The organism is Idiomarina sp., assembly GCF_048265525.1.
In the GTDB taxonomy this organism is placed as follows: domain Bacteria; phylum Pseudomonadota; class Gammaproteobacteria; order Enterobacterales; family Alteromonadaceae; genus Idiomarina.
This window is the reverse complement of sequence record NZ_JBLXBI010000001.1, coordinates 89,991-102,857: the sequence shown is the minus strand read 5'-3', so window position 1 is coordinate 102,857 and position 12,867 is coordinate 89,991. Positions and strand designations below refer to the sequence as shown.

Here is a 12,867-nt window from a genome sequence, read left to right as displayed (position 1 = left end):
CATTATAGCGGACTGACGCCGAATGTCATCCGTCGTCGCCAGCCAGACGTACATCATTTTTACCAGCGGCTTTTGCCCGGTACATGGCTTTGTCCGCAGAGCGAAGCAAATCGTCAGTGTTGGTGCCGTTCTTAGGGTAAAGTGCAACGCCAATGGATACACTAATTTCCAGTTGTTGCTTTTTCACTTTGTAAGGTTTAGCCAACTGCACAACCAGTTTACGAGACACCGCCAGTGATGAACCAACACTATTCGCTGTTGGTAGCAAAATAACAAATTCGTCACCACCATGACGGCATACCGTATCCGAACGTCTTAATAACGTGCCCATTCGGTGCGCGGCCTGAATTAGGAGCTCATCGCCATAACTGTGCCCAAATTCGTCATTTATTTTTTTAAATCCATCCAGGTCTAAAAAAAGCACGGCAAAAGGTTTTCCCGCTCTTTCATTCTGACTAATGGTTTGCTCCAGACGATCCTGCATTAAGTTTCGGTTCGGCAGGCCCGTCAGCTCATCGTGCGTGGCGATATGCCGGATGCGCCTCTCTGCCGCTTTACGCAATTTAATTTCCCGGCGTAAACGGCTATTCCATATAGCGAAGCCAACAATAATTAATAAAACGACAGAGCCAACTTTCATAGCAATATCAAGTAATTCTTTATTGCTCCAGCCCTGCTCTAAATGAAACCCGTACCAATTATTTTTTAGTTCATTACGCTCACTTTCAGTCACCGCATCAATGCCATGATTTAAAGCCATGACCAAAGGTTTCCAGTCATCTCTTACCGCCAGATAAAGCTCTTCGCCTTGTGCATCATCAATAACTGAAAGCTCAGAGCCAGGCAGCGGCCGTTCCTGCAGTTCATGAACCAACAACGGCAGACTATCAACATAATAATCAACGGCACCATTACGCAGTAAATTGACACCTTCACGTATGCCTCCCACTTCAACGGTTTGAACGCTACGAAGCTGCGCCAACTGCGGCACTATATTGTAACCTTCGACCACACCAATTTTGCTATCGGTTAACTGCTCCAAATGCAGACTGCCGCTGCTCAGTTGAGTGGTATTCATGGAAGCTACAGCCCAGGGCGTCGACCAGTAACTTTGGGTAAAATCCATAAACTGATTGCGTTCAACGGAGTAAGAAACGCTGGTCAGTACATCAATCTCTTTGTTTTTTATCGCCTCAAGGCAGTCACGCCAATGCCCGCAAGGTTTCCAGATTATGTTTGCCGAAATTTTCTGGGTGAATTTTTTAATTAAATCAACATCGAGCCCTATGGCTTTACCGTCTTTTATTGATACCAGGGGCTCCATTTGGTCAGGCACACCAATACGAACCTCTTTATAGGCTTGGGTCCAGTTATCAGACTGGCCTGCATGGCTATTAAAGACGGTTGTAGTAAAAGTGACAAAAATGGCACTTACTACACCTAAAGCTCGTTTCAATGTTTTACCCTCCACAGCAATAGCGCGGATTTTAGTCGAATATTGCCTGTGCGTCAGTAGCATTTATCGGTAAAATGCCCATTAATCTGAACTCTTATCGAATAAAAGTAGCTTCTATGACGCAACATGACACGATATTTTCAAAGCCTTTGCCCAGCATCTCTGACTTCTGTTTTGATCAGCAGGTTGTCGAAGTATTCCCCGACATGATTAACCGATCTGTTCCGGGCTACTCCAGTATCTTACAGACGTTGCCGCAAATTGTTAGCCGCTATGTTCAGCCTAATAGTCGCTTGTACGATCTAGGTTGTTCATTGGGCGCAGCGACCCTTGCTATGCGTAAAGGGTGCGAGCAGACAGAAAACTGCAAAATTATTGGAATAGACAACTCTCAACCAATGATAGAACGCGCGCAACTGCATCTGGATGGCTTTAAAAGCCAGATTCCGGTTGAGCTTCACTGTCAGGATCTAGCCGAAACCGAAATTAAAAATGCGTCAGTGGTCGTACTAAACTTCACCTTGCAATTTATTAGCCAGGATAAAAGAGATGACGTTATACAGAACATTTTTAATGGTATGAATAAAGGCGCCGCGTTATTAGTCGCGGAAAAAGTACGCCATTCGGATGAATCTATGAACGACCTGCTCATTGAACTGCACCACAATTTTAAACGAGCCAATGGTTACAGTGAACTTGAGATTAGCCAAAAACGAGCGGCAATCGAAAACGTGATGAAAGTTGATACATTGCAGGCTCATCAACAGCGTTTTCAAAAAGCAGGTTTTCAACACAGCTCGGTTTGGTTCCAGTGCTTTAACTTTGCCGCCATGCTGGCCGTTAAATAAGGGATATTATGGTTGATTTCAGTAAAGAACTTCGCGCACTTGTGCAAAGTCCGCACAGCCAGTGGCTGGATACTCTGGCACCACAACTCACGGCCTTTAAGAATAACCCTCACGGTAACTTAAAACGCTGGCAGCGGGTTCTAACACAATTGCCAAATTTGACCGCAAAACAGGTTGAATTGTCCGATACCGTGCAAATAGGCAATGCAGATGAAGCCTCGGATGCCGACAGGGCTCGCTTAACCGGCCTACTCCAGCAGTTACAGCCCTGGCGTAAAGGGCCCTTTAATTTATTCGGAGTGTCTATTGATACGGAATGGCGCTCTGACTGGAAATGGCAACGCGTGGCACCGCATTTAGATGACTTAAGCGGTCGTCAGGTACTGGACGTTGGCTGTGGCAGCGGGTATCACTTATGGCGGATGCTGGAAGCCGGTGCAGAGCAAGTATGGGGGATTGACCCGGGCGAGCTCTTTCTCATGCAATTCAGAGCCATTAGCCAGTTAATGCCTTCGTCATGGCAGCAACGGGCACACTTTTTCCCGGTTGGTATTGAACATATGCCGGAACTAAAAAGCTTCGATACCGTATTTAGTATGGGGGTGCTCTATCATCGCCGCTCACCCGTCGAGTTTTTACAACAACTGAAATCATTAATCCGTCCGGGTGGTCAATTGGTTTTAGAAACCATTGTCGTGGAAGGAGATGAAACCACTGTTATGATGCCTGGCGAGCGTTACGCGCAAATGCGTAATGTCTGGTTTTTACCCAGCGCCAGTGCCTTGTCTGTCTGGTTAGAAAGATTAGGGTTCAAAGACATCTCTATAGTTGACCATAATACAACCTCAACGGAAGAGCAGCGGCGCACAGATTGGATGACCGGAGAGTCGTTAGCCGACTTTCTTGATCCAAATGACACAAATAAGACTATTGAAGGTTACCAGGCACCAATTCGAGCAGTGATTACCGCTCGGGTTTAGCCCCACCGGAGTGGAATCAAGATGAGTGTTTACCGACCTAAATCGACCATTGAGCAATGGCGTATCCTGCAAGCTGTTGTTGACTGTGGCGGTTACGCGCACGCGGCTGAAGCTTTGAACAAAAGTCAGTCATCGCTCAATCACGCTGTTGCCAAACTGCAACAAGTGGTAGGCGTACAGTTATTGGAAGTCAGAGGCCGAAAAGCTCACCTAACAGCGGCGGGTGAAGTTTTGCTTCGCCGCTCGCGTCAGTTAACCAACCTGACTGAAGAAATAGAACAATTGGCTGATAACCTGGAGCAAGGCTGGGAGCCGGAAGTTAAACTCGCCTTAGAGATGGCATTTGACCGCAGCCAGTTGATTCCTGTGCTGAATGAGTTCCAACAGCTGAGTCGTGGCAGTCGCCTGATTATCAACGATACCGTACTTACCGGCACCGTCGAGCAAATTCAGGAACAAACAGCTGATGTCGTTATTACGCATCACCTGCCTCGCGGCTTTATCGGAGAACCCATAGGTCAGTACAGTATGGGTTTGGTTTGTCACCCTGAACACCCGCTGGCAAAACTGGAACAACCTATTAACCAGAACGAGCTGTCTCAATATTTGCAAATAGTCATTCAGGATACCGGCAGCCAGCCGGTAGAAGACGAAGGCTGGTTAAAAGCCGAGCAACGCTGGACTGTCAGCCATTTTGATGAAGCTCTCAGACTGATTCGTAACGGATTAGGTTTTTGCTGGTTGCCAGGCTACATCGCTCAGGAAGATTTAGATTCTGGCAGACTCGCTCAAATAGAAGTTGAGGGAAGCAGTTCGCGCAAAGGCAGTCTGTATATGGTATTACCCAAAGCAGAACTAACCGGACCTTGTGCAAAAACCTTGTCGGAACTGATACTCAAGTACCAGTCCCGTTAAAAGGCCTTTATTTCAGAGACTGAATGTAGGCTTTCATGTCGGCGCCCAAATCCGGGTGTCGCAAAGCATGTTCAACAAAGGCCTGAGCGTACCCTAGTTTGTTACCACAGTCGTGGCTCTTACCTTTCATGTAATACGCATTAACCGGTTGTTTTTCCAGCAGCATTGCCATGGCATCAGTCAACTGAATTTCATTGCCGGCACCCACCGGAGTCTGCTCCAGCAGCGGCCATAAATCAGCTGAGAAGACATAGCGCCCAACTACGGCTAAATCTGACGGTGCTTCTTCAACTGACGGCTTTTCAACCAGCTGAGTAATACCAGCCTGTTCGCCCGGACTCAACTCCGCACCATTAATATCCGCAATGCCATACTTACTGACGTCTTGCTGCGGAACTTTTTCAACCATGACTTGCGAATGCCCGCTTGCTTCAAAGTTTTTCACCATTTCAGCTAAGTTATCGCGATTCAGTTTGCAGCTGGCTTCATCAACCAGAACGTCAGGTAATACGACAGCAAAAGGCTCATCTCCAATTAATGGGCGGGCGCACAGAACAGCGTGCCCCAGGCCTTTTGCAACACCCTGACGAACATGCATAATCGTGGTTTTTTCAGGACAAATGGCTTTCACTTCAGCCAGCAGTTGGCGCTTTACCCGCTGCTCCAGAGTCGTTTCCAGCTCAAAGCTCGTGTCAAAGTGATTTTCTATCGAGTTCTTACTTGAGTGAGTGACCAGAATGACATCGGTCAAACCTGCAGCGGCGCATTCCTCAACAATGTATTGGATAAGTGGGCGATCGACCAATGGCAACATTTCTTTCGGAATGGCTTTGGTAGCAGGTAACATCCGAGTTCCGAGCCCGGCTACTGGAATAACGACTTTTTTGACCATAACAGCTGTCCTTAAATTCTGTTCACTTCAGAAGCGCAAGTTTATAACCTTTTCCCATGTTATAATGCAACCCAATTAACAAAATTCAAATGAAAGACTGACTATGGCTTTATATTTTTCTTCGCGTCACATTCCTCAACTGTCTAACTACAGCTTTACTCAGCGAGCTATGATTTTATCCATGGCTCAGGAAAAAATGCCGGTACCACGCCGCCTCATTTGTAATATGGCTAAATTGGTGCCTATTTGTCTTATTTTCTTCTTTATTGTAGAGGTCGAAGGTTGGTGGAAAGTTCCGGCTTTATTAGCCGCAGGTATTGGTTACCCACTATTTACACAACCCATTAATCTGAATATGTCACTGCCCTATCTTGATAAAGCCATTAAACAGTTTGAGGCACAGCAGTCACAGTAAGCTCAGTGTTTTCGTACCCGCAATGCAACTTGTGCAAGTTGTCCATACGGTGCTCACGAAAATTGGCGTGCTGCCAGATACCTAACGCCAGGTCCGGTTTTGCTCCCGGCTCTGGCTCAAATTTATCTCCAGCCTGACCCCATAACCAACTATGTTTTGCCGTGTCAACAACGCCCACCAAAGCATCAAAAGCGGTTCTCACCTGTGAATGACAAAGCTCGTGATTCAAATGCTGTAATAACAACCCGGGCGCAAGCAAGGTATTATCGTGCCCGGACAAGTGCTGGCGAATAAGTGGGTCTATAAGGGTCTTCAATACCAGTAAGGGCAGCAGGTTCTGTTCAGTTGCATTTTGCGCAGCAGCCATAATGACTAAAACTCTGCCCTCGGTTAAAGGCCGATAGTCAATCCAGACTGGAGCCTTCCCTGAGTCATTAATAGAACAGCTAAACTGGTAGCCATTAAGGTTTAATGGCCCGTCCGGCAGCAACTCCTCAACCAGTCGCCCAACGATAACATCGTCCTGATACAAAATATCAATATGAGCATCCAGCTCCCACACATCATGCAGGTAAGTTTCTTCCAACTGGTAACGTTGCAGGCAACTCTCTATCGCGTTTTCAATCACACTAAGGCTCTGCAGAGGTTTAACCAGATAATCCCAGGCCCCAAGGCGAACAGCCTCGCGGATATCGGACATCTTTTCAGAAGCGGAAATGACAATGATTGGAATTTGGGTGCAAACCTTAAGCAGTTGCTCGATGACTTCAAGGCCGTCGATGTCCGGCAGTTTTAAATCGCACAGCACAATGTCCGGGCATTCTTCCTGACAAAGCTTAATACCTTGCTTACCATTATCGGCACAACACACATCATAACCGCTATTTACCAGATACTGTCTGACGACAGACTGAAATACCGGATCGTCTTCAATTAATGCGATGTGTGCTCGGGGCATTGTCAATTCTTAGTTATGACTCATGCCCTAAGCATTGTTCACGAATGGTTAATCGTCAATAATACTCATCGACTCATTCATCGTAATCGTCGAAGTCTTCGTCGAAGTCATCGTCAAAGTCATCGAAGTTTTCTTCTTCAAGCGGCGGGTTACCATCAAACACTTGATCCTGCCAGCGCTGATAATAAACGTCTTTAACAAAAGAGTAAGGGTCAAGAGAGTTCTCCAGTACTTGCTCCTGATCACGCAGGCGCAAGCGTGTTTCCAGACCTTTTATTGCGTAACGAGCCACGTCTACCGGCCAGCTCAGCAATGGATATGGAAAATACTGACCGTCGGCATAGTCACCCCCCCGGTCTACCACGACGGTGGGACCTAAAAACGGCAACATTAAATAAGGGCCTTCAGGCACGCCCCATACCGCTAACGTCTGACCAAAGCTTTCTTCACGCTTGGTGAGGCCCATTGGGGTTGCTACATCAAACAGACCGACCAGACCAACCGTCGAATTAACCACAAATCGTCCCAGTGAAATGCCGGCATCGGCCACTTTCCATTGCAGCAGGTTATTGACAAACGACGAAGGCTCATCGAGGTTTTCTACAGCATTGTATAAAGATGAACGGACTGGCTGAGGAATATACTCGTAGGTTTCAGCGGCAGGTTTTAACACCGCTTTATCAACATCCCGGTTAAATTCCCACATATCACGGTTAAAATCTTCAAACGGGTCACGTGGGTCGGCATAAGGGTCTTCAGGTGTCGATGAACACCCAACCATAAACAGGGAAACCAGCAGTAAAAAACCATATTTTTTCATTCGTCAATCCGGGTCGATAAAGTCAAAGTTAATTCGGTTGAACCGTCAGCTTGTATAGTGACAGTATCAGCTTCCAGATCACCCACCTGGCGATCTATTTTTTCATCCTGCGAAATACGCGCATGTACCAGCCACTCGTCAAGGTCGCTCAACTTGTAGTCCGGTAACATGGCATTATTATTCGACAAGGTTACCGTAATGGGGAACTCACTGACGGACTGGCGGACAACAGCCGCCGGCATGGGTTGTTCAGAGCTTGTGACATAGACAAAAACTGTACCGTCAGCAGGTAAATGATGGCGCATGTTATCACTTATTTCGACAGTAACCTGTAGTTGAATATCAGCATTTTCCTGCTGGCTTTTCGCGTTTTCCAGTGCATTAACAACCGCCTGATACCTATTGGAACTTTCAGGTAAACGCTCTTTTAATAATTGCCACGCATTAATAGCCTGCTCCCAGTCCTGACGCTCGAAAGCAACAAAACCCAGTAATGATAAAGCTTCGATATTGTCAGGTTCCTGCTGCAGCGCATGGGCTAGCATACGAGCCGCTTTAGGCTGTCCGCCTTCGGTTCCGGACATTAATAAAAACCGACTGTAACTGACTAAGGTGTTTACTCTGTCAGGCTCAAGTTCCAGGGCTTTTTGAAAAGCTTCATCGGCGTCTTCACCTGCTCCCAAATCAACCATTAACCCAGCATAAATCCACCAGGCAACCGCGTCATCCGGTTCCCGCATCAGCTTTTGCCGTAAACCCAACGCAAAGGTATTTAAGTCTTCGCGGCTGGCCTCCTGGTTCTGTTGCTGCAAAAGGGTTTTCCCTAACTCCGGTAACTGTTTACGCGCATCTTCCGCCTGCAGTTGCAGTTGCCAGCTACCAAAAGCCCAGTAAAGCCCCGCGGACATCACCACTAATAATACAATTGGTACAATAAGCGGAGCCCGATGCCAATTAACGCTTTCTTCAACGTCCTGACTATCGTTCAGAAAGGTCTTATCCAACTCTTGCTTTGCATGTTGATAATCTTCTTCTGGCAGCCCATGTTGAGAGCGCTCATCTTCAAGCTCTGAAAGGCGTTGTTCATACCAGCGCTGATTCTCATCCTGACGTTTCTGATAACGCCGCTGCTTTCCTGTAGCCAGAAATACGAATACCACAGCAACGAGCAACATCAACACCATTAGTAACCATAAACTACTCATCGCCCGACTTCCTCAATTGCTGTAAACGTTCACGTTCTTCCGATGTTAATTCAACGGCCGCTTTTTTCTTGCGGGTTAAGCCAACGGCTACGCCAATACCAATAACGACAATCAGCAAAGGCCCCCACCAAAGAACACTGGTGACCGTTGTAAAAGGTGGCTGGTAATGCACAAAATCGCCATAACGGGCGACCATAAACTGAATAATTTCTTCCCGTGATCTGCCCTCTTTTAGCATCTGATAGCTACGATCCCGCATATCTTCTGCTAAAGGCGCATTAGAATCAGCAATATTTTGATTCTGACATTTAGGGCAACGTAACTCTTTCGTCAGCTGTTGGTAGGTTGCACGCTGTTGTTCGTTATCAAACTTATAACTGTTTTCATTCTCCGCCGACGCTGCAGAAATCAATACCAACACAGCGGCAACAGTCACTAGCAATGAGCGGATCATTCGGCCTCCTCCAGCAATTGCTGGTATATGCCTTGCAGTTTATTTGACCAGTTGCGTTCATTAACATCACCCACATGCCGGTAACGTATTACGCCCTTATGATCAATAAAATAGGTTTCTGGTGCACCATAAACACCAAACTCAAACGCAACCTCGCCTTTCGGGTCGAATAAATTAACAATATAGGGGTCACCCAGCGTATTCAGCCAGTTAACGGCCTTTTCCCGGGAGTCGTCTTTATAATTGAGACCCACAATAGGCACATCCCTTGATGCTAACTCATTGAGAAACTCGTGCTCGGCACGGCAGGTTGGACACCAAGTAGCCCAGACATTAAGCAACAGCGGCCCCTCATGTAACACCGACTGGTCGTAAGTTACCTCGGTTTCGTACAAGTCGCGTGCCTTAAACTGTGGTACCGGCTCGTTTATAAGTGCTGAATCCAGCTCGGTTGGATCGCTGCTAAGGCCTTTAAGTAAAAAGACCACCAAAACGGCGAATAAAACCAGCGGACCAAATAAGATCAACCAACGAAACTTAGTCATTGGTTATCTCCTTTTTACCGCGCTTACGATACCGTTTGTCGGCCAATGCCATGGCACCACCTATTGCCATAATAATAGCGCCCAGCCAAATCCAGCGGACAAAGGGCTTGATATAGAAACGAATAGCCCAGGTTTCATCATCCAGCGGCTCGCCCATAGCAATATAGATATCGCGTAATAAACTCGCATCAAGTCCAACTTCCGTCATACTGGTGCGTTGTACCCGATAAAAACGTTTCTCGCTGGTTAACTGCGTTACTTCCTGCCCGTCTTTGTAAACCGTAAATAATCCCTCATCGGCATCGTAGTTGGGCCCTTCGCGATGCTGCAGACTTTCGAACACCACGTTATAACCGATAACCTCAACCGATTGCCCGGGAGCAAGCGCAATATCACGTTCCTGTTCATAGTTTGAAACCAGCGTAATACCAATGAGCGTTACAGCAAAACCTAAATGCCCCAGAACCATTCCCCAGTGACTACCCGAAATTTGGGTCAGTCCGGCCCAGCCTTGTTTGCGTTGTTTTACGGTTTGCTGCACTTCGGTCAGTGTAGCCAGAGCCACCCAGAACGCCAGAAACAGAGCGATAACCACTAATGCAGGCAACTCGTCGGCCCAAATTTTAGGCAAGGTGTAAGCCAGAATCAGCGCCAAAGAAAGTGCTAAGGCCAGTGGCTTCAGAAGTGGTTTCATGGCTTGTCTGCGCCAGCGCATTAAGGGACCAAGACCCAGCATTAATGCAAACGGGATAACCAGCCAGCTATAAATTCCGTTAAAGAAAGGTGTGCCAATAGAAATGGTACCGAGTCCAATTTCCTTATGAACCAGAGGTAGCATGGTTCCCAGGAACACAACCACCATGGCAGCCATTAATAAGACATTGTTGCCCAGCAACATGACCTCTCGCGACAGCAATTCATAACGGCTGTAACTTTGCATTTTGCCTGCACGCAGGCCATACAGAATAAGCGAGCCACCTACAACCAGCCCCAGCAGTATCAGAATAAATAAGCCGCGGGTGGGGTCAGATGCGAACGCGTGCACCGAAACCAAAACACCAGAACGTACCAAAAAGGTGCCCAGTAAGCTCAAACTGAAAGCTGATATAGCCAGCAATACCGTCCAGGACTTAAAACTGCCTCGTTTTTCGGTTACGGCAAGGGAATGCAGTAATGCCGTTCCTACCAACCATGGCATAAAGCTCGCGTTTTCAACCGGGTCCCAGAACCACCAGCCACCCCAGCCAAGTTCGTAATATGCCCACCAGCTACCAATGGCTATACCCAGTGTCAGGAAAATCCATGCAGCGAGAGTCCAGGGCCGAGACCAGCGCGCCCAGGCAGCATCAAGCTTGCCTGACAATAAAGCAGCAATGGCAAAAGCGAAAGCGACGGAGAACCCTACGTAGCCCATATACAGCAAAGGCGGATGAATGATCATCCCGGGATCTTGCAGTAGTGGATTAAGGTCACGCCCGTCCACCGGTATTAACGGCAAGCTCCGGTCAAACGGATTCGAAACCGTTAGCATAAATAAATAGAAGCCAATGCTGACTAAGCCCAGAATAGCAAGTACTCGCGCTATCATCGGTAATGGCATTGAGCGGGAGAATATCGCGACTGCCGCTATCCAGCCCGCCTGCATTAACATCCAGAGAAGAAAAGAGCCTTCATGTGAGCCCCAGACAGCCGTCACCCTATACGCAACTGGCAGCTGAGTATTCGAGTTTGCCGCAACATAAGCGATACTAAAGTCGTTGCTGACAAAGCCCCAGACTAATAAGGCAAAAGCGATAGCTGTAAAGAAAAACTGTCCGTAAGCAAACGGCCGGGCCAATGCCATCATGCCACCGTTGCCTTTTGCCGCACCCCATAAAGGATAAACAGCCAGTAATACAGAAAAAGCCAGCGCAATGGCTATGGCAAGATGTCCTGCTTCAGCAATCATTGCCCTTCACCTTCTTCAACTGTATTTGGGTTTACATGTTTGATACCTTTCATCTGCTCCGCCAGTTCCGGCGGCATATATTCTTCGTCGTGCTTAGCCAGAACTTCACTGGCTTTTAACACGGTAGGCTCAATCAGTTCCCCCTGCGCAACAATACCTTGCCCCTCGCGGAATAAGTCAGGCAAAATCCCCTGGTACAACACGGTAACTTCAGGGCCGATATCCGTGACTTTAAAAGAAACCTCCAGAGTTTCTCTGTTGCGCTCTACTGAACCTTCAACCACCATGCCGCCAACTCGCATCCGCTGGCCAACCTGAGGCTTCTGTTTATCTTTTCCTTTGCCTTCAACCAGCTCAGAGGGGGTGTAAAACAGATCGATACTTTGGCTTAATGCATACAGCATCAGTCCCGTTGCTACGGAAACCCCAATCACTAAAATAGCGACCCAGGTTAAGCGTTGTTTACGTCTTGGATTCATTACCGTCTCCTACTGCTGCACGGTTGGCTGTGCGTCTGGCTAAGCGCTGTTGACGCTGTTGTAACTGCCGGCTTTTCTTAACCAACTGTCGTTTTGCCATTAAAGTTTCTAGCGCAACTCCGGCAAGAACAACAAAACTCAAAAAGAATGACAACCAAACATAAAGTCCGTAACCACCCATAGCGACGAAGTCAGTAAAACTATCAAAAGCCATTAATCTTGCTCCAGCCGTTGCTGTGCCCAGGGGCGGTGTAATTCGTGTCTTAGTATCTCATTTTTTAACCGCATCATCACTAACGATACGGTTAAAAACGCAAAGCCAACCAAACAGATTAATAACGGAATTAGCATACTGGCCGCTATCGAAGGTCGTTCAAACTTGGTAATGGTCGCGCCCTGATGCAGAGTGTTCCACCATTCCACCGAAAAATGGATGATGGGCAAATTGATAACACCAACTAAAGATAAAATAGCCGCAGCCTTGGCACCGGTTCTGGCGTCATCGAAAGCAAAATACAAAGCCATAACGCCGACATAAAGAAATAGCAAAATCAGTTCAGAAGTCAGCCTTGCATCCCACACCCACCATGTGCCCCACATGGGTTTGCCCCAAATAGCCCCGGTTAATAAAGCTACAATAGTTAATGCCGCCCCCACAGGGGCGATAGCTGGGATAGCCCATTCCGCTGTTTTTATCTGCCAGATGAGCGCAATGCCTCCCATAATGGCCATGCCCATATAAGCACCCATAGAAAAAATTGCCGCCGGCACATGCAGGAAAATAATCCGGTAGCTGTCGCCCTGCTGATAATCTCCCGGAGCAAATGCCAGCCCCCAAATTACGCCGGTAATAAGGGTTACAAGTGTTAATGCCACAAACCATGGCAGCAGCTTTTGCAACAGGTTATAAGTTGCTTCGGGTTTTGCGTACGGATGTAACCATCGCCACATA

15 protein-coding genes are annotated in these 12,867 nt (G+C 47.4%); 4 read left to right on the top strand and 11 right to left on the bottom strand.

Going from position 1 to position 12,867, the window contains the following annotated elements; translation table 11 throughout:
• Positions 1 to 25 precede the first annotated feature (25 nt).
• Positions 26 to 1,456 carry a diguanylate cyclase domain-containing protein gene (locus ACN0TF_RS00485; RefSeq protein WP_417440332.1) on the bottom strand — a complete coding sequence of 477 codons (1,431 nt, stop codon included), beginning with the start codon at positions 1,454 to 1,456 and terminating at the stop codon, positions 26 to 28.
• 116 nt (positions 1,457 to 1,572) lie between these two features.
• Between ACN0TF_RS00485 and cmoA the strand changes: the two genes are divergently transcribed.
• Genes cmoA through ACN0TF_RS00470 form a run of 3 tightly spaced genes read left to right on the top strand, consistent with a single transcriptional unit; the run spans position 1,573 to position 4,199 of the window.
• On the top strand, positions 1,573 to 2,304 hold the full coding sequence (gene cmoA / locus ACN0TF_RS00480) for a carboxy-S-adenosyl-L-methionine synthase CmoA (protein WP_417440331.1): 732 nt from the start codon (positions 1,573 to 1,575) through the stop codon (positions 2,302 to 2,304).
• An 8-nt stretch (positions 2,305 to 2,312) separates the two neighbouring features.
• On the top strand, positions 2,313 to 3,284 hold the full coding sequence (gene cmoB, locus ACN0TF_RS00475; RefSeq protein WP_417440330.1) for a tRNA 5-methoxyuridine(34)/uridine 5-oxyacetic acid(34) synthase CmoB: 972 nt from the start codon (positions 2,313 to 2,315) through the stop codon (positions 3,282 to 3,284).
• Positions 3,285 to 3,305: 21 nt separating this feature from the next.
• A complete protein-coding gene (locus ACN0TF_RS00470) occupies positions 3,306 to 4,199 on the top strand; it encodes a LysR family transcriptional regulator (RefSeq protein ID WP_114981593.1) in 894 nt (297 codons plus the stop codon).
• A gap of 7 nt (positions 4,200 to 4,206) precedes the next feature.
• Here the strand turns inward: ACN0TF_RS00470 and galU are convergent, their stop codons facing one another.
• On the bottom strand, positions 4,207 to 5,091 hold the full coding sequence (gene galU / locus ACN0TF_RS00465; RefSeq protein WP_114981594.1) for a UTP--glucose-1-phosphate uridylyltransferase GalU: 885 nt from the start codon (positions 5,089 to 5,091) through the stop codon (positions 4,207 to 4,209).
• Positions 5,092 to 5,194: 103 nt separating this feature from the next.
• Here galU and ACN0TF_RS00460 point away from each other — a divergent pair, with 103 nt between their 5' ends.
• On the top strand, positions 5,195 to 5,506 hold the full coding sequence (locus tag ACN0TF_RS00460) for a DUF6170 family protein (protein WP_011234346.1): 312 nt from the start codon (positions 5,195 to 5,197) through the stop codon (positions 5,504 to 5,506).
• Here ACN0TF_RS00460 and ACN0TF_RS00455 read toward each other — a convergent pair.
• The 9 genes from ACN0TF_RS00455 to ACN0TF_RS00415 form a co-directional block, all read right to left on the bottom strand.
• Complete coding sequence (locus tag ACN0TF_RS00455; RefSeq protein ID WP_417440329.1) at positions 5,475 to 6,464, bottom strand: response regulator; 990 nt, start codon at positions 6,462 to 6,464, stop codon at positions 5,475 to 5,477. The genes ACN0TF_RS00460 and ACN0TF_RS00455 overlap by 32 nt on opposite strands.
• Positions 6,465 to 6,537: 73 nt before the next feature.
• Positions 6,538 to 7,284 (bottom strand): VacJ family lipoprotein, encoded by a 747-nt coding sequence (locus tag ACN0TF_RS00450; RefSeq protein ID WP_417440328.1) that lies wholly within the window; start codon positions 7,282 to 7,284, stop codon positions 6,538 to 6,540.
• Positions 7,281 to 8,489, bottom strand: a complete 1,209-nt coding sequence (ccmI, locus tag ACN0TF_RS00445) for a c-type cytochrome biogenesis protein CcmI (RefSeq protein ID WP_417440327.1) — start codon at positions 8,487 to 8,489, stop codon at positions 7,281 to 7,283. Before ccmI ends, ACN0TF_RS00450 begins: the two co-directional genes overlap by 4 nt.
• Positions 8,482 to 8,943, bottom strand: coding sequence for a cytochrome c-type biogenesis protein CcmH (locus ACN0TF_RS00440; RefSeq protein WP_417440326.1), 462 nt, complete (start codon positions 8,941 to 8,943; stop codon positions 8,482 to 8,484). The genes ccmI and ACN0TF_RS00440 overlap by 8 nt, the downstream gene beginning before the upstream one ends.
• On the bottom strand, positions 8,940 to 9,488 hold the full coding sequence (locus ACN0TF_RS00435; RefSeq protein WP_414018536.1) for a DsbE family thiol:disulfide interchange protein: 549 nt from the start codon (positions 9,486 to 9,488) through the stop codon (positions 8,940 to 8,942). The genes ACN0TF_RS00440 and ACN0TF_RS00435 overlap by 4 nt, the downstream gene beginning before the upstream one ends.
• On the bottom strand, positions 9,481 to 11,436 hold the full coding sequence (locus tag ACN0TF_RS00430) for a heme lyase CcmF/NrfE family subunit (RefSeq protein WP_414018537.1): 1,956 nt from the start codon (positions 11,434 to 11,436) through the stop codon (positions 9,481 to 9,483). Before ACN0TF_RS00430 ends, ACN0TF_RS00435 begins: the two co-directional genes overlap by 8 nt.
• Entirely contained in the window at positions 11,433 to 11,915 is a 483-nt protein-coding gene (gene ccmE, locus ACN0TF_RS00425) for a cytochrome c maturation protein CcmE (protein ID WP_417438288.1), read from the bottom strand. The genes ACN0TF_RS00430 and ccmE overlap by 4 nt, the downstream gene beginning before the upstream one ends.
• Positions 11,899 to 12,129, bottom strand: coding sequence for a heme exporter protein CcmD (gene ccmD / locus ACN0TF_RS00420; RefSeq protein WP_414018539.1), 231 nt, complete (start codon positions 12,127 to 12,129; stop codon positions 11,899 to 11,901). Before ccmD ends, ccmE begins: the two co-directional genes overlap by 17 nt.
• On the bottom strand, positions 12,129 to 12,866 hold the full coding sequence (locus tag ACN0TF_RS00415) for a heme ABC transporter permease (RefSeq protein WP_414018540.1): 738 nt from the start codon (positions 12,864 to 12,866) through the stop codon (positions 12,129 to 12,131). Before ACN0TF_RS00415 ends, ccmD begins: the two co-directional genes overlap by 1 nt.
• Position 12,867 lies beyond the last annotated feature (1 nt).